The sequence below is a fragment of the Pseudomonadota bacterium genome, from assembly GCA_039815145.1.
Classification (GTDB): domain Bacteria; phylum Pseudomonadota; class Gammaproteobacteria; order Steroidobacterales; family JBCBZW01; genus JBCBZW01.
In genome coordinates, this window is the sequence record JBCBZW010000112.1 from 1 (window position 1) to 17186 (window position 17186).

Sequence of the window (17186 nt, forward strand, 5' to 3'; positions counted from 1 at the left end):
ATTTCGTTGTCAGACGGAGAAACCGCGTCTTTGCGTGTACCAAGCTATTCTATTGTAGAGCAGGGGTACGGACCTTTGCATTCGGATGTGATGATGTCGGTGCGTGTCGCCCCGCAGATGATTGGCCTTGGCCTGCTGGATGCGATCCCGGCCGCTGACATTCTGGCTGGCGCTGATCCGGACGACGCAGATGGAGACGGTATTTCTGGGCGGCCGCAGATTGTGATGTCGACGGAATACGGCGTGCCGATGCTGGGACGGTTCGGCCTGAAAGCTGGCAAGCCCTCGGTTTGGGAGCAATCGGCCGGTGCGTTCTCGGGCGACATTGGAATTTCAACCACACTGTTCCCGGCAGGCTACGGCGATTGCACCGATTTGCAAACGAAATGCCGCACTGCACCTGACGGCAATACTCCTGTTCACGATGATGCTGAGATTAGCGATGAAGGCTTAGAGTTGGTCAGCTTTTATGCCTCGAACCTTGGGGTCCCAGCCCGGCGCAATGCGGATGATCCCGCAGTTTTGCGGGGAGCTCGTCGATACAGGCCTGCTTGCCACCGAAGGCCTCCATGATGCGTTCGCATTGCTCACCCGTGGAGGTGTCACACCACAGTTTGACCGGTGCCTGCACTTCGCCGGCCCCATCCAGGGGCACAAAACCGTGTTGTTGCCCGGAGACGCCGATGGCGGCAACGCTGCGGCGCGTGCTCTTACCGATCTGCCGCAACGCCTGCGTGAGCGCGTTCGTCCACCAGTGCGCTTGTTGCTCAGCCAAGCCCGCATCCGTCTGATACAGATCCAGGGGCGCCGAGGCGACGGCGACGATGTCACGGGCATCCACGTCATAGCAGAGCGCCTTGACGCTCTGGGTGCCGAGATCGATGCCGAGGACTGTTCGCATGGGGAATCGCCAAAAAGAAAACGTTTACATTCTAGGATCAGAGCGGTCGCCCGCACAAGACGTACGGGCGTTCGAGAGATTGCTGCGCTGCCACTTCAGCTTCAGCGCTCCTGCTACTTACGGATCCTGGGAGAATTCGTACACGGTGGTGTGCCGGTAGCCCTCTCCAGCGGCCAGCCGTGCGGTGGGGAACTGCGCCTGATTGGGAGCATCCGGGAAGCCCTGTGTCTCGAGGCACAGCCCCTGGCGGGGGTGGAAGGCCCCCGAGAGGCCGTCACCCGTGTACAGCTGCACGCCCGGCTGCGTGGTTTGGACACGCAGACGCAACCCAGTGGAGGGGGCGTACGCTTCGGCGGCGGCGCGTAGCACCCCGCTTGCGCCCGTCACGGCAAAGTTATGATCGTAGCGGACGGGGCCATGCTCGGTGCTTAGCGGTGTTAGGTCGCCTAGATCAAAGTCCGTGCCACGCACGGCGCGCAGTTCTCCGATGGGAATCTGCCGGTCGTCGGTGGGCGTGTAGTGCGAGGCGTGAATGCGGACTTGATGCCTGTCCACCGTTCCATCCGCTGGCGCGAGGTTGAAATACGTGTGATTGGTGAGGCTCAACACCGTGTCCCGATCGGCAAGGGCATGGAAATGAATCGCGAGACTCATCGGACCGAGGAGTTCGTAGACCACGGTGGTGACCACATTGCCGGGAAAGCCGCCCTCCCCGTCCGCCGAGCGAAATCGGCAGACGATGCTGCGACGATCAGGGCCGTGAGCCAGGCGCCAGCGTTGGCGATGGAAACCGTACTCGCCGCCGTGCAGGCAGTTCCCCGTGGCGAGCTCGTTGGCCTGCAACGTGATCTGCCGACCGTTCAGACGGAAGCGTGCGCCGCGGATGCGATTGGCGTAGCGGCCGATAGTGGCGCCGAGGTAGTGGGGATCGTCCAGGTAGTCGGCCGGTCGGGCGAGACCGAGGGCGACGGGCACCCAGCCGCGGCGGGTCGGCACCCGCAGGCACTGGACGGAGGCGCCGAGGTCCAGCACTCTGAGCTGTATGCCCTGCGCCGACCCGAGGACTAAGGTGGTGAATGTGCGATCGAGCGCGCCCACTTGCAGGACTACCGGCTATACTCGGTCTGGAGTAAACGTTTACATTATTGGATATCGGGTGGTCCCGCAACGCTGCGCGTGCGCGGTGATATGAGCGGCCCACCCCGACCCTGACCACTGAGGTTCGCCCGAAGATTCCATCCCCTATGGCCGCAGACGTATCGATCAAGGAAGTCGCTCGCCTGGCCGGCGTGTCCATCGCCACCGTGTCGAGGTGCATCAACACACCCGAGAAGGTGACGGACAAGACGCGCCTCAAGGTCCAGGACGCGATCGTTCGCACGGGCTACTCGCCCAACACGCTGGCGCAGAACTTCCGCCGTGGCCGCACCAACATCGTGATGGTGGTCTTGCCCTCAGTCGGTGATCCCTTCTTTGCCGGTGTGATGCGCGGTATTCGCGCCGCGGCCACCGCCAAGGGCTACGGCGTGATCATCGAGGAGACCCAGCTCAACACCTTGACGGCCGATGAGCTGGGCAAGATGGTGGTATCCAATCAAACGGACGGCATCGTGCTGCTGGCCAGCATGTCGCCCTTCGGCACCCAGGTCCTCTCCAGCAAGAGCAAGCAGCGCCTACCGATCGTGATCGGTTGCGAGACCGTGTCCCCGGAGCTCGCCGAGTTTCCGAGCGTGCAGATCGACAACGTCGCCGCTGCCAAGGAAGCCACCAACTACCTCATCTCCCTGGGACACCGTGACATCGCCATGATCTGCGGCGAGGAGTCTTCCCTGCTCACCAAGGACCGGGAGTACGGTTACCGCGGTGCCATGAAACATGCGCAACTCGAGATCGCCGACGGCTGGGTCGTCGACGGTGGCCTGAGCATCGCGGGCGCGCGTCGCGCCACCCGCAACCTGCTCAACCACAACCGCCTCCCCACGGCGATTTTCTGCGCCAACGACGAGATGGCCATCGGCTGCCTGCACGAGGTCAAGGCGGCCGGCCTGCGCGTGCCGGATGACATCTCGATCGTGGGCTTTGACGACATTCGCTACGCGGAGGTGTCCGACCCACCGCTGACCACCATCAACCAACCTGCCGAAGAGATCGGTGAACGGGTCATGTATCGCCTTTGCCGGCGCATCGAAGACAGTGCTCGCGTAAACCGTGCGCCGGAGATCGTGCCGCACAAGCTGATCATCCGCCAATCGACCAGCTCGCCCAAGCGCTAGCCTAGTCGCGCCCGAGGTAGCTGAAGCACTCGAAGTCGGCATAGGCGCCGGCACCGGACACGTCGTTGCACGTCATGCCGACGAAGGTACCGGTAAACTGCTCCGCCCCGTCCATGCCTGCCTCATCGGACAGCACGCCGTAGTCCAGCGTCACGGGCAGTCGGCGCCATTCCTCGCCGTCTGCGGACCAATCGAAGTTCAGGTGTTCGTAGCGCACGCTGGCCCGCAGCCATACGGGCGCCCCCCGGGGAAGATCGATGCGCAACCCTTGGACGGGATAGGTCACCGCGAGGGTGCGATTCGCCTCGCAGCTCATGATGCCCAGATGCTTGCCGAGCGCTTCATCCCACGACACGTACAGGTAGTGAAACTTGGCCGAGTTGTAGTAGCAGATCAGCCCTGCCAGTTGCTGGAAGTTCTCAGGCTCGAAGCGCATGCAGGTCATCGCCTCGTACGCGAAGTGCGTCTGCCGCCGAGCGATCAGGGCTTGGGAGAACAGGCTTCCCGGCGACTCCTTACCGTAGAGGCGAAGGTTGCCGGGGGCGTCCTCCAGGCTCATGAACGCCGTAGGATCAGGCGTGCGCAGCCATTGAAACCCCTGTGCGAGTTCAGGACCGGTGAAGTCCTCGTATTGGCTATCGACGACGGACTCAGCCCGCGCCGCGCTGAGCTCCACGGCAACGCTCGGCAGATGACCGCCTCCTGCCAGGCGCATCCACCCGTCCTGGGTCCTTCTCAGGCGCTGGATGGCGGTCTCCCTTCCCAAGGGGCAGCGTCGTGTGCCGGGTAAGGGGCGAGCGCATAGATGCACTAGGTAGAGCTCACCGTCCTCGGCCTCCACCAAGTCGCCGTGGCCGGCGCGCTGCAGCGGCCACTCGGGGGTGTTCGCCGCGGTGACCAGCGGCCCCGCCGGGTCCGCCTCGTACTCACCATCGATCGCGCGGGCTCGCGCCATGGTCACCGCGTGGCCGTAACCCGTCCCACCCTCGGCGGTGATCAGGTAGTAGTAGTCACCGAAGCGATACAGGTGCGGCCCCTCCGTGTAGTCGAGGGCGGTGCCGCGGAAGATGTGCCGGCGCTCGCCCGTGAGCTGCCTCGCCTGCGGGCAGAATTCCTGCAGCACGATGCCGTAGAAAGGGCTGCGCCCGGCACGGTGATCCCAGACCATGTTCGTCAGCCACTTGCGGCCGTCCCGATCATGGAACAGGGAGGGATCGAAGCCGCTCGAGTTCAGGTAGGTCGGATCCGACCAAGTGCCCTCCACCGTCTCGCAGGTGGTCAGGTAGTTGTGGGTGTCCTTGAAGTTGCCATCGAAGCGTCTCACCGCCGTGTAGCACAGCCAGAAGCAGCCGTCGGCGTAGCTGAGGCACGGCGCCCATACACCACACGAGTCCGGTACGCCCCGCAGGTCGAGCAGTGACGGCCGGTCGAGTGGCCTCGCCACCAAGCGCCAGCGGGCCAGGTCGCGGGAGTGGTAGATCAAGACCCCCGGATACCACTCGAAGGTGGAGACGGCGATGTAGTAATCCGCGCCCACCCGGCAAATCGACGGATCTGGATTGAACCCGCGCAGAATCGGGTTGCTGACGCCGTTGCTCACCGCCACAGGCCACGCTCCTCTGCCATTGCTGCGTCTTTTGTAAACGTTTACAGTCGCGATATTGAAACAAGACGACCCCACGCCGTGCAAGCGATACGCCTATGAACCGTCACACGCTGAACATCATCACCGGCCTGCCCTGTTGGTTGGTGCTCGCGCTTGCCCCCCAAGGTTGTGGCGAAGTGGCCGAGGATCCCCTCACCCCCCCCTCCCGTGAGGAGGCCTCGGCCCCTTCGCCCACTTCGCATCAGTTGATTATCGGCCAGGATCTGGACGCGATCAGGGGCTATCTGGCGAGCGACTGCTGCCCCGCGCCGGACGGCCTCACCGCGTACCTCGACCTGTACAACCTGCTGGCGCCCGGCACCTTTGGCGGCCTGGGCATGGATGGTGAAGGTCGCCCCCTGGACTTCGAGCACACCTGGGGCGCCGGCCCTGTCAGTGCCTACACCACCGCCACCGCCTTCGGCGTGCGCGACATCGCGATCGGCCTGTCCATCACGGAGAACGACCACCCTGGCGAGCTGCAGCGGTTGGCCGAGGGCGCACACGATGACAAGATCGAGCAGCTGGCGCGCTTTGCCGAGGTCGTCCAGGGCAAGGTGTACCTGCGGATCGGCTACGAGTTCGACGGCGCCTGGAACCAAGGCTACGAGAACCCGGAGCGCTTCATCGCCGCCTATCGGCGTATCGTCGATGTGCTGCGCGCTGCCGGGACGGACAATATCGAATACGTGCTGCAGGCGAGCGCCGCCGGCGTCGACGAGATCATCGATGGGGGACACGAGGACATCAGCCGCTGGTACCCAGGGGATGACTACGTCGACTGGCTCGGCCTATCCTGGTTCATGAACCCGCACGAGCGCTCCATCGCGCCCACGGACGGCTTCGTCCCCCTCTCGCCGGGTGCGTTGGCGGACGAGGTGATCGCCCTCGCCCGGGTCCACGGCAAGCCTGTGATGATCGCCGAAGCGTCTCCGCAGGCCTTCGACATCAACGAGGGTTTTACCGCCCACCACAGCCCCATCTGGGATGGTGAGGCGGCCACGGAGCGAGTCACGGTGAGCAGCACGGAGATTTGGGACTACTGGTTTGCGCCACTGTTCGCGTACCTCGACGAACACCACGACGTGATCCGAGCCCTCGCGTACATCAACGTCGATTGGGATTCGCAGCCGATGTGGGGACCCCCCTACGCCAGCGGCTTCTGGGGCGATACGCGCCTCGAGACTAACCCCGAGCTAGCCGAACGCTTCACCCGTGCGGTAGCCGCGTGGAAGGGAGGCGAATGAGCGTTACCGATCGAACCGCGATCGGCTACGCGGTCATCATCGCCCTCGGTGGATTCCTCTTCGGGTTCGATGCGGCCGTGATCTCCGGCGTGGTCGGCTTTGTGACGACGCAGTTCGAGCTCAACGACTGGTGGACGGGCGCAATCGTCAGTGCACCCAGCATGGCCGCCATGCTTGCCGCCCTTACGGTCGGGCCCCTCGCCGATTACGTCGGGCGCAAGCCGGTGATGTTAGGCCTGGCCCTGCTGTACACCATCTCCGCCGCCGCCTCGGCACTTGCCCCCGACCCGCTGACCTTGGTCGTGGCACGCTTCATCGGCGGCCTCGCCTTCGGCACCTTGATGCTGGCGCCCATCTACATCGCCGAACTCGCACCGGCCCGTCTGCGCGGGCGCATGGTGTCGATCAATCAGCTGAACATCGTGATTGGATTTTCGGCCGCCTACTTCGCTAACTTCTTCATCCTGGGCGCCAGCGAGTCGGGCGCACCTTGGGCACAATCGATCGGCCTCGATCAACACGTCTGGCGCTACATGCTCGGGCTCGAAGTGCTGCCGGCTGCCAGCTACTGCTTCTTGATGTTGCTGGCGCCCGAGAGTCCGCGCTACCTCGTCCTCCAAGGCCGCACCGACGAGGCGCAGCATATCCTCGCTCGCATCGCACCGAGCGCCATGATCCCCGAGCTTATCAACAGCATTCGCTCGAGCGCCCAGGAAGCCACCCGCGGCCTGTGGTCGAAGCTGCGCGCCCTCCTGCACCCGGATCTGCGCCTCGTGCTGATCGTCGGGTTGATCGCGGGTATCGCCCAGCAGAGCAGCGGCATCAACGTGGTCTTCTTCTACGCGCCCACGATCTTCGAGCAGAGCGGCGTAGGCACCAACGCCGCCTTCGCCCAAGCCACCTACGTCGGCATCATCAACGTGGCGTTCACGATCCTTGCCATGGTGCTGATCGATCGGCTCGGGCGCCGCCCTTTGATGCTCGCCGGTCTCGCAGGCGTTGCCATCACCATGATGGTCTCCGCCTACGGCTTCTACACCGCCTATTACGAACTGCCCATAGGTGCCCTGAGCGAATTGGCCAGCGCCAGCACGGACGATCTCTCGCCCTTGCTGGCACTCGAGGGCCTACGCTTTGAGAGTGACACCCAGTTCAAGCACGCCGTCGCCGAGCTCATCGGTCGCAACGCCCTCAACGCCAATGAGGCAGCCCTGTTGCAAAGCGCGGTGGTGATCAATGCGCGCCTGGTGCTGTTCGGCATCCTGGGCTTTGTTGCTTCCTTCGCCTTTTCCCTGGGCCCGGTGATGTGGGTGCTCTTCTCCGAGATCTTCCCCAATCACCTCCGCGGCGTGTGCATGGCGCTCATGGGCGTGGTGAACGCCGCCGTCTCCACCGGCGTTCAGTTCATCTTTCCCTGGGAACTCGCCACACTCGGCAGCGCTGGCACCTTCTTGCTGTTCGGCCTCACGGCGATCGTCTTCCTGGTGCTGCTCGCCTGGCTCATGCCTGAGACCAAGGGCAAGTCGCTGGAGACCCTGGAGCTAGAGCTGGCTGCCACCGCAAGGGCTGCGCATGCGTGAGGTCCGTTGGGGGATCGTGGGCGCCGGGCGAATCGCCCACACCTTCGCAAAGGACATGCGTGCGACCGAGGCGGGAGTGGTGCAGGCCGTGGCCGCCCGCGACGGCGCGTCCGCCGCGAGCTTCGCCGCTCAATACGCCATCCCCACCGCCCATGCGAGTTATCAGGCGCTCTATGCAGACCCGAACGTGGACGCGATCTACATCGCCACCCCTCACAACCTACACATCGACCACGCGGGCGACGCCATGCGCGCCGGCAAGGCCGTGCTCTGCGAAAAGCCGCTCACGGTCAGCGCGGAGCAGGCCCAGCAACTGATCCACCTCGCCCGCGATTGCGATACCTATCTCATGGAAGGCATGTGGACCTGGTTCCTGCCCGCCATCCGGCAGGCGAGAAACTGGGTCGAGTCAGGGCGAATCGGTCGTGTGCTGCGCATCCAGGCCGACTTCGGCTATCCCCTCGGCTACGACCCGAACAAGCGGGAGTACAACGCCGAGCTTGCGGGAGGGTGCTTGCTCGAGATGGGCGTCTACCCCGTCGCCTTCACCGCGTTCCTTCGCAGCGATGATCCCCGAGAGTTCTCCGTGGTCGCCCGACGCGCGCCCAATGGCGTCGAAGACGACCTCGTCGCCACCCTTACCTTCGATGACTGCATCGCCTCGCTCGGCACATCGTTTCGGGCCAAGCTGCGAAACTGGGCGTACGTCATCGGCGAGGAGGGCTACATCGCGATTCCCGACTTCTGGCGGGCCAGCGAGTGCCAGCTGTGGCACCTGGACGAGCAAGTGGATCGCTACGTCGACGAGCGCACCACCGAGGGCTTCAACTACCAGATAGATGCGGTCAACAACGACCTGCAGGCAGGCCTGCGCCAGTCCTCCGTCATCCCGCTCGCCGCAAGCCTGCGCGTGCAGCGCATGATGGACACGATTCGCGCCCTCTCCTAGGAAACGCGCTCCTCCACCACCTCGGCGGTGGAGAATCGGTATCGCATGTTGCGGTAGACGCAGACATCGGTGATGTCCTGGGGTGTGCCCTTAGGCGCTGCGCGAAAATTGGTGGACGAGCGGTTGGCACCGTTCACCACCGGTAACACGCGATGCCACGTGTGACCGTGAAGTAGCACCAGGCTGCCCTTACCCGGCCTGAGCACGACCTGACCCTCCAGATCCGCCATCGGATCACCCGCCTCGAGGAGCCCACGTCGATGGGAGCCCGGCACCACCACCGGCTGCCCGCCCGTCTCGTCACGAATGTCGCGCGTGTATACAAGGCGGTTCAGGTTGTAGCGCTCGGGGTCGCTCGGGTCACAATCCTGGTGCCACGCCTGTCCGCTGCTGCCGGCTCGCGAGAACATCACCATGCAGTACTGCGACTCCCAGCCGTCACCGAGCACGCGCGTGCTCAGCTCGCGCACGCGTGGATCTTGCTCGATGCCATCGAAGTCGCCGATGCCCTCGCGCTGCGGAAACCAGGGGATGACCTCGGTCTTTGCCTTCGAGATGAAGTGATCGTCGTGCAGAAAGCCCGGACGATCGCCGAAGTGCTCTGCGATAGAGCACTCCAGGCGATCCATCATCGTCGGCTCGAACATGTCGTCGATGACGACGTAGCCGTCGCGGTCGAAGACCTCCTTCAGCGCAGCGAATTCCATCTCGGCTCCCGCCAGACTCGCCCTCGGGTGCCCTAGAAGGTACCGCGAATGCCGAGCGTAAAGCGCGCCCTCTGCTGGTTGCGCAGCAGGAATTGCTCATCGAAGCGGCCACGCTGCACCTGATCCTCGCCGTTCAGGTTCAGGGCTTGCGCGACGACTCGCAGGCGCTCGGTCACCTGGTAGGAGGCGCTCAGGTCGATCTGCAGATACTCGTCGAAGAACACCGGCTCGTTGGTGGCCCGCAGCTGGTTCTCCGCGAACAAGAACTCATCACGCCAGTTGGCCGCTGCACGAATCGAGAAGCGATCGTTTTCGTAGAAACCGACCAGGTTAGCCGAATCGCTAAGCCCAATGAGGATGGCTTGCTGCTCGAAGTTCGAGCGGTCGTACTCCGCATCACTCGACACCAGGGTGTAGTTCAGTTGCATGCCGAAGCCCGACCCACCGAAGAGGTGCTGGAGCGAGAGCTCCAAGCCGTTCACCGAGCGCTCCTGAGCATTCAGCGGGCGGGTGATCGCGAACACCGCCTCAGGGTCGCCCGGTTCACTGGTGACCGCCACGTTCGGAATCACCGTCGGATCGAAGCGCCCTTGCGGATCCAGCAGGGGGTTGCCGTCGGCGTCGAGGATCACGTCGTTGACCACTTCGCTCGAGATGTAATCGCTCACGTTCTTGTAGAAGTAGGTGATGGCCGCGTAGCTGCCCGGGCTGTAGTACCACTCCAGTGAAAGGTCGATGTTGTCCGCGAGGTACGGATTGAGATCGGGGTTGCCGCCACTCGCCGTGCTGGTGCCCGGACGGTAGTCGCTCACCGTGGTGAGCGGACGCAGGGCGTTCAGGTCGGGCCGGGCGATCGACTTGCCGTACGACAAGCGAGCGATCACATCCTCGCGGGGCCGTAGCTGGAAATCGAAGGCAGGCAAGAACACCTCATAGCCGCCGTCCACCTCGAAGAACTCCGGCTCCGCATCGGGATCGAAGTTCACCGTACCCTCCGTGGAGGTGCTGATGGTGAGGGACTGGGGGAAGGTCTGGAAGGCTGCCCCGGTCACGTCCGTGTCTTCGTAGCGGAAGCCGGCGGAGATCCGTGCGTCCATGCCACCGAGCTGGAAGTCATGATCCAGGTTGAAGTAGAGAGCCAGGGATTTCTCCGAGGCACCGAAGAACGTGGGCGGGTTGGCTGCCACGATGTCGTCGATCTGGATCGGGAAAGTGGCCGCTACCAGGTCGTTGACGGGGAACTGGTTGATCACGTTGAAGCCGCTCGGCGCCGCGATGATGTCGCGCGACAGCACATCCGCGCAGCCGTTGCAGGCATCGAGGTTCTGGAAGACGAAGCCACTGGAGATAGCGTTCGTCGACACCTGATAATCGGTGTAGGAAGCCCCCACGGTGAGCGTTACGTCGTCCAGTTCCCAATCCAACGCCAGTTGGAACTGATCGATCTCGTTGTCGATCGCAATGTTGCGAATGACCGATCCCAGGGGCGAAAAGCCATCGACGTCCTGGAACTCATCGACGCCGGGGCGCGGATCGCCACCGCCGAATTGGTCGACGCCGCGGAAAGCGCCCGAATCGTCCACGATGATCGCCACGCCGCCGGGTGAGTAGGTCAGGTCGAAGTCGATGCCCAGGGGCCCCTGCAGAAGCTGCGTGTTGTCGTTGATCTGCCCGCCCGGCTGGCTCTGCGCCTGGGAGGTGTGTGCGTCGAAGCGCATGTTGAGCGAATCGGAGAGCTGCCAATCGATGTTGAGCCCGAAGGAGTCATTCTCGATGGCTAGCGTGTTCTCGTAGACGATGGCGTCCGCCGCCGTGTTCGTGCGCGTGGCACTCAGGACGCTGTTGTTCTCCGACAGCACCGTATTGAACACGCCCGGCGCCACCACGCCGAAGAGGCCGGTCTGGAAGCGGTCCTGCTCGCGGTCGAAGCGGGACAGGACGTAATCGAGGGTGATCAATACGTCGTCGTTGGGGGCGAACTGGGCAACGAACTGCGCGTTCGTGCGTTCCCGGGTGTTGTGCTGGATCTCGGAGATCTGCGTCACCGGACGGTAGACGAAGGGCGCGTCGCCGCAAGCCGAACTCTCATCGCCGCACCAGAACTCGTAGGGGCCGTCGTTGTCGTCCGGCGAGCCTTTCGGTTCATCTCGCAGCCAGCCATCGGTGTGCGTCGACAGCTCGCTCGAGTCGCGCTTGGAGTAGGAGAAGTTGGCGAGAATGCCGAAGCGGTCACCGCCGAAGGTGGTCGAGAACAAGCCGCCAACCTCAGGGGTGACCTCATCGCCCACCTCGACGGAGGAGTCGTGCGCAGCCGCGGCGCTGAAGAAGAACGTGGTCTTGTCGTAGTCGAAGGGACGCGCCGTGCGGATATCCACCGTCGCCCCGATACCGCCCGAGGGCACGTCAGGGCGCGCGGTCTTGTAGACGTTCACACCGGTGACCGACTCCGACGCGATCTCCGCAAAGTTGAACGCCCGACTCTGCGTTGCCGACGCGATGCTCTCCTGCTCCGGCGAGGAGGTCACGGGCATCTGGCGACCGTTCAGCGTGACCATGTTGAAGTTCGGACCCAGGCCGCGAACGGAGATCTGGTTGCCCTCGTTCTGGCGCCGATCGATCGATACACCTGGCACGCGTTGTAGCGACTCAGCCAGGTTGGTGTCCGGGAACTTGCCCAGATCCTCCGCGGTGATGGAATCCACCACGCCGCTCTCGTTGCGCTTGATATCGGCCGCACTCGTCAACGAGCTGCGAATACCGACGGTTACCACCTCCTCAACGGCGCCGCTGGTCTCCTGCGCCAGGGCCGTCTTGCCCACGGTGAGCGCAATCGCCAGCGCAGTCGCCCGCACCAGCACGTGGTTCATCACTTGATTGTTGGTCATGTTGAAGGTCCCCCAACCCTCGGGTCATTCACTTGATCGAACGCAAACTGCGTGTCCTGAGTATTGTTGTAAACGTTTTCAAAATCAAGCGGGCGCATCGACTCATGGTTCCCTGGCATTTTCCCCGAGACCCTGCACCGCAACACCTTCCGTGCAGCAAGAAACCGCTTTCTATAGGGTTTTCGGCTCGTCTCTACCCTTGGTGGTCCGCCAGAAAAACGCCATCAGCAGCGCGCCGAATCCTCCGCTTGAGCTGTAAACGTTTACACCCAATCTTCGGAAATGGCAGCATTCGCCGCGCAGCTAACCCAACGAGAGGATTCCACCGAGATGCATCAGCTAGATCAGCTCCGCCAGATGACGTGCGTCGTGGCCGACACGGGAGACATCGAGGCGATCGAGCAGCATCGCCCCGTCGATGCGACCACCAATCCGTCCCTGCTCCTGAAGGCTGCGCAGATGCCCCGCTACGACGCGATCGTCGCGGCGTCAGCCCAGCGATCGGAGCATCTCCAAGACCTCTGCGACCGCGTGGCCGTGGCCTTCGGTACGCAGATCCTCGGGGTGATTCCCGGTCGCGTATCGACCGAGGTCGACGCTCGCCTGTCGTTCGACGCGCAAGCAATGGTGGAGAAGTCGAGGCACCTGATAGGGCTGTACGCCGAGGCCGGCATCGACCGCAAGCGCGTGCTGATCAAGCTCGCCGCCACCTGGGAGGGCATCCAAGCCGCCGCGACGCTGCAGCGCGAGGGCATCGACTGCAACCTGACGCTACTGTTCAGTGAAGTGCAGGCCCTCGCCGCCGGCCAGGCCAAGGCCTACCTGATCTCCCCCTTCGTTGGACGAATTCTCGACTGGCACCAACAGCGGGATCCAGACTCCCCTGTGCCCATAGAAAGAGACCCAGGCGTTCACTCCGTCCGCAACATCTACCGGCTCTACAAGACCAGAGGAATCGACACCATCGTCATGGGAGCGAGCTTCCGGAGCCTGGACCAGGTGCGGGCCCTCGCGGGCTGCGACCGGCTCACCATCTCCCCCCAGCTGCTCAGCGCCCTGGCCGACGAGGCAGATCCTCTTCCGCGCCGCCTGCATCCGGATACGGACGAAGCCGGCTCGTGCTCCGCGATCGACTGCAAGGGCGAGGCTGACTTTCGCTTCCAGCTCAATAGCAATGCGATGGCCACGGAAAAGCTCGCCGAGGGCATTCGGGGCTTCGTGGCCGATCAGATCGCGCTCGAAAGCTTGCTCGCGGCACGCTTCGGGATAACTCCCTAGGAGCCTCTGGCGGTGGGCCCGGGCGTTGTGTGACCCAGCTCACGCGCACACTGCGAACCTGTCCGCACATCTAGACACCCGGCCCCCGCGAGCGCCCATCACACGATACCGTTAGCGCACCAAAAAAAATTTTGACAGGTGTACTAATGCACGACTCGCTTCGAGGCAGTCCAGCGCAAGGACTCGGCGGCGCCACAGCAGCATTCTTCCTGGGGCTGGCGGCGGTCGCCCTCTATGGCCCCACCGCGGTGGAACTGCGCGAGAGCATGGGGCTCACCGCGTTCTACATGGGATTGCTGGTCGGCGCACCGCAGCTCACCGGTTCCCTCCTACGCATTCCCTTTGGTGCCTGGGCCGATGAGATCGGCGGCCGCCTGCCGATCATGATTCTGCTGGGCCTGTCGGTGGCGGGTCTCGTGGGCTTCACGAGCGTGATGTTCCTGTACTACCCGGATGGCCTCACTGCCGACCTGTTCCCCATCGTGATCCTGTGCGGCCTGCTGTCGGGGTGCGGGATCGCCACCTTCTCCGTGGGCGTGCCGCAGGCTTCCTATTGGTACCGCCAGCGCGAGCAGGGCAAGGCCCTCGGCATCTACGGCGGTCTTGGCAACACGGCCCCCGGCATCTTCACCTTGCTCCTGCCCTTCGCCCTCGCCATCTTCGGTCTCGCCGGCTCCTACGCGGCCTGGACCGTCTTCCTCATCGTCGGCCTCATCGCCTACGCGGTGATCGGTAAGGACGCCTACTACTTCCAGCTGCGACGCCAGGGCGTCGCCCATGAGCAAGCCGAGCAGGTGGCACGCGAGGCGGGCCAGGAACTGTTCCCGTCGGGCAACGCCAAGACGGCGCTGGCGATCTCCGCCAAGAACTCGAACACCTGGGCGCTGGTGTTTCTCTACTTCACCTCCTTCGGCGGATTCCTCGCCCTCACGGCCTGGTTCCCCAGCTACTGGCGTGAGTACCAGGGCTTCGACATTCGCTGGGCTGCCGTGCTCGGCGGTGTGGGCTTCTCGCTCCTCGCCTCCTTCGTACGCATCTACGGTGGCATCATCGCCGACAAGTTCGGCGGCGAGCGCATCGCTATGCTCGGCTTCGCTCTCGTGCTCGCTGGCGCCCTCTGCCTGTGCTTCACCAGCGTCTTCGCCATCGCCCTCGCCGGCGAACTGCTGATCGGCATCGGCATGGGCATCGCCAACGCCGCCGTCTTCAAACTGGTCGCTCGCTACGTGCCCGACGCCGTCGGCGGTGCCGCGGGCTGGGTCGGCGGCCTCGGCGCCTTCGGTGGCTTCCTGATGCCGCCGATCCTCGGTCTGTTCGTCGACGCCCTCGGCCCCTCAGGCTACGCACAGGGATTTGTGATCTACGTTGTCGCCGCACTGATGTGCATCGCCGTCACGCGACGACTGATGAACCGTGCCAGCACCGAGGCAGAAGGGACCGGAGATGAACTCGTCGCCAAGCCAGCCTGAGGCCGGCATCGCCGGGGGCCCAGCGCAAGACTCGCTGGGTCCCATCCCCGAGGCCACGGGTTCCGACGTGGTCAACATCGCCGGACGTCAACGGATGCTCGGCCAGCGCCTGGTCAAGGAAGTCCTGGCGCGTGAGCTCGGCATGCAGAGCAACCCCGAGGGCACCTTCGCCTTACTCGTGGAGTCTGCGCAAACCATGCTGCACGGGGGCGTGCTCAGTAGCGGCAAGCGCGTTGGCGACAAGCCGCTCAAGCTCGCGCGACCCTCGGTGGAGATCGACCGCTCCGTGCTGAACGAGCAGGTGCGTACGCTCGAGCAGATCCGTGAGCTCCTGCAGCGGGTGTCAGCACAGTCCGATGGCCAGCGCGAGGAGACCTTGCAGGCCCTGGTGACAGCGGGCGGCGCCTTCCACACGGCGGCGGATCAAACCACCGCGAACTTCGCCAAGTACTACAGCGAGAGGAACAAGCAAGGTCGACAACAGTCGCTGGAGCTTGCCGGCATGCTGCAGCAGGCGGCGTCCGCCAACGCGTCGCGTATCACCAAGATCAAGGCGTCTGCCGATAGCACGCAGGACTCGATCAAGGGTGTCGCCGCTTCCACCGGGGAGATGGCGACGAGCATCAACAGCATCGGCGAGAACACCCAGAGCGCGGCCGACGCGGCGAAGACCGCAGCGGGCGACTCCAGCTCAGCGAGCTTGGCCCTGACGGAACTCCTCGACAAGGTGTCGACGATCACCCAGGTCGCCGATCTCATCCGCTCGGTGTCGAACCAAACGCGCCTGCTCGCCATCAACGCCTCGATCGAGGCGGCACGTGCCGGGGAAGCCGGGCGTGGGTTTGCGGTGGTGGCGTCGGAGGTCAAGCATCTGGCGGGGGAGACCGACAGCGCCACCCGTCAGATCGACGAACAGGTGGCCGAGGTCTCCGCATCCGCGCAGGTCGTCGAGAGCGCCCTCGAGCGCATGGTGAAGGTGGTGGAGCAGATCAACGGATTGACGGACGTGGTCGCCCAGGAGCTCAAGGACCAGGGCACCGCCTCGTCCGAGATCGCGACCAACCTCCAGCGGGCGGTGAGCTCCACGCAGCAGATCACCACGGGCATCGAGGAAATCCTCGGCACCTCAGAAGAGATGGCGCAGATGAGCGATCGTCACTTCCAAGCGGTGACCAAGGGGGAATGACCCCTGCTGTACGGTGCCGCGCCTTGCGGGGCGCTGCACCGTCTCCTGCGCGTGCCAGGCGTAGACGTCGCCCCCCAAGGCCCGAGTAGGGCTCGCCATTATGGCGTGACATCTCCCCACGAAATCCTGTCGTTGGTCGACGTCACCGGCGACTTGCGCAACCCCTGCGCAACCGTTGGTTTCGCATGAAACAGACGCCTCGATGGCTGCGACAAAAGGCCACACATGAACCGCAAACGCGTCCTCTAAGTGCGGGTGGGGCACGCTTCCTGTCGTTGCAGTGGCATTCACCTAGGAGCTGCGGTACGACTACCCCCGCGTCATCGGTCTAGGGGGATCGACCGCAACGGCATCGTCGTCTGAACGATGCGCAAAACACACCCACTGAGAAGGACCTCACGGTGAAAACAACACACGCACTCAGCCTGCTCGGCGCCCTGGCGCTGCTGCCGGCACTCTCACTCGCTCAGCCCGTCGACGCCACCCGTGGTGTCGACAGTAGCGTCGACTACGCCGCCCTGAAGCGTCTCGGCGGTTGGGACGATCGCAACTACCAGCTCACCATTCACGACCTCGCCGTGCTGGCGCCCAACGAGGCGAACCTCAACGTCTCGATCCCGGCGTTCTACCGGGTACAGCTGCGCAAGCAGTATCCGAACCTGCCGCGTACGGGGCGAGTCCAGTACCCACACTCTGTGCTACCGCGCTTCCTCGTCGAACACAGCGGGTTCCTCGTCAACGGCAAGTTCTACCGCCACGTGGAGCGAGAGGCGAACGGCCGTTGGGCCGTGTTGACCCACCGCGACGCCGTCGCCGAACTGGGCGAGAACGACGTGGTCATCTCGCTCGAAGGTGAGTCACGCGTCACCAACCCGAACGGTGGTGCGGAGTCGTCCATCGAAGTCAGCCCGATCGATCCCGACGTGCTGGTGGCGGGCTCCAACGGGCCTGGCTCCGGTCAACGCATGCACTACTCCTTCGACGGGGGTGTCACCAGCATCGAACGCGTGGCGATCATCGGACTTGGTCTGCTCGGAGGCTCGATTGGTCTCGCCATCAAAGAGCG

Annotated in this window: 13 protein-coding genes and 1 pseudogene; 9 read left to right on the top strand and 5 right to left on the bottom strand. The window is 64.0% G+C overall.

Going from position 1 to position 17186, the window contains the following annotated elements; translation table 11 throughout:
• A pseudogene (locus AAF184_20010) lies at positions 1–543 on the top strand (di-heme oxidoredictase family protein).
• Here the strand turns inward: AAF184_20010 and AAF184_20015 are convergent.
• Together AAF184_20015 and AAF184_20020 are read right to left on the bottom strand one after the other, a co-directional pair.
• Complete coding sequence (locus AAF184_20015) at positions 461–901, bottom strand: FGGY family carbohydrate kinase (GenBank protein ID MEO0424633.1); 441 nt, start codon at positions 899–901, stop codon at positions 461–463. The pseudogene AAF184_20010 and the gene AAF184_20015 overlap by 83 nt on opposite strands.
• A 117-nt stretch (positions 902–1018) precedes the next feature.
• Entirely contained in the window at positions 1019–1999 is a 981-nt protein-coding gene (locus AAF184_20020) for an aldose epimerase family protein (GenBank protein ID MEO0424634.1), read from the bottom strand.
• A gap of 146 nt (positions 2000–2145) precedes the next feature.
• Between AAF184_20020 and AAF184_20025 the strand changes: the two genes are divergently transcribed.
• Positions 2146–3174 (top strand): LacI family DNA-binding transcriptional regulator, encoded by a 1029-nt coding sequence (locus AAF184_20025; GenBank protein ID MEO0424635.1) that lies wholly within the window; start codon positions 2146–2148, stop codon positions 3172–3174.
• 1 nt (position 3175) lies between these two features.
• On the opposite strand, the gene AAF184_20030 is transcribed toward AAF184_20025, so the two are convergent.
• Complete coding sequence (locus tag AAF184_20030) at positions 3176–4774, bottom strand: glycoside hydrolase family 43 protein (protein MEO0424636.1); 1599 nt, start codon at positions 4772–4774, stop codon at positions 3176–3178.
• 101 nt (positions 4775–4875) lie between these two features.
• Between AAF184_20030 and AAF184_20035 the strand changes: the two genes are divergently transcribed.
• Genes AAF184_20035 through AAF184_20045 form a run of 3 tightly spaced genes read left to right on the top strand, consistent with a single transcriptional unit; the run spans position 4876 to position 8595 of the window.
• A complete protein-coding gene (locus AAF184_20035; protein MEO0424637.1) occupies positions 4876–6066 on the top strand; it encodes a glycosyl hydrolase in 1191 nt (396 codons plus the stop codon).
• Complete coding sequence (locus AAF184_20040; protein ID MEO0424638.1) at positions 6063–7646, top strand: MFS transporter; 1584 nt, start codon at positions 6063–6065, stop codon at positions 7644–7646. The genes AAF184_20035 and AAF184_20040 overlap by 4 nt, the downstream gene beginning before the upstream one ends.
• Positions 7639–8595 (top strand): Gfo/Idh/MocA family oxidoreductase, encoded by a 957-nt coding sequence (locus tag AAF184_20045; GenBank protein MEO0424639.1) that lies wholly within the window; start codon positions 7639–7641, stop codon positions 8593–8595. Before AAF184_20040 ends, AAF184_20045 begins: the two co-directional genes overlap by 8 nt.
• Here AAF184_20045 and AAF184_20050 read toward each other — a convergent pair.
• Positions 8592–9302: a phytanoyl-CoA dioxygenase family protein gene (locus tag AAF184_20050; GenBank protein MEO0424640.1), complete on the bottom strand. Its 711-nt coding sequence runs from the start codon at positions 9300–9302 to the stop codon at positions 8592–8594. The genes AAF184_20045 and AAF184_20050 overlap by 4 nt on opposite strands.
• A gap of 32 nt (positions 9303–9334) precedes the next feature.
• Entirely contained in the window at positions 9335–12187 is a 2853-nt protein-coding gene (locus AAF184_20055) for a TonB-dependent receptor (GenBank protein ID MEO0424641.1), read from the bottom strand.
• A 330-nt stretch (positions 12188–12517) separates the two neighbouring features.
• On the opposite strand from AAF184_20055, the gene tal reads away from it, so the two are divergent.
• The 4 genes from tal to AAF184_20075 all read left to right on the top strand — a co-directional run.
• Positions 12518–13465 (top strand): transaldolase, encoded by a 948-nt coding sequence (tal, locus tag AAF184_20060; GenBank protein MEO0424642.1) that lies wholly within the window; start codon positions 12518–12520, stop codon positions 13463–13465.
• A 146-nt stretch (positions 13466–13611) separates the two neighbouring features.
• Entirely contained in the window at positions 13612–14934 is a 1323-nt protein-coding gene (locus AAF184_20065; protein ID MEO0424643.1) for an MFS transporter, read from the top strand.
• Entirely contained in the window at positions 14909–16120 is a 1212-nt protein-coding gene (locus tag AAF184_20070) for a methyl-accepting chemotaxis protein (protein MEO0424644.1), read from the top strand. Before AAF184_20065 ends, AAF184_20070 begins: the two co-directional genes overlap by 26 nt.
• A gap of 401 nt (positions 16121–16521) precedes the next feature.
• Positions 16522–17186 (top strand): hypothetical protein (locus AAF184_20075; GenBank protein MEO0424645.1); only part of this gene is annotated, 665 nt, incomplete at its 3' end.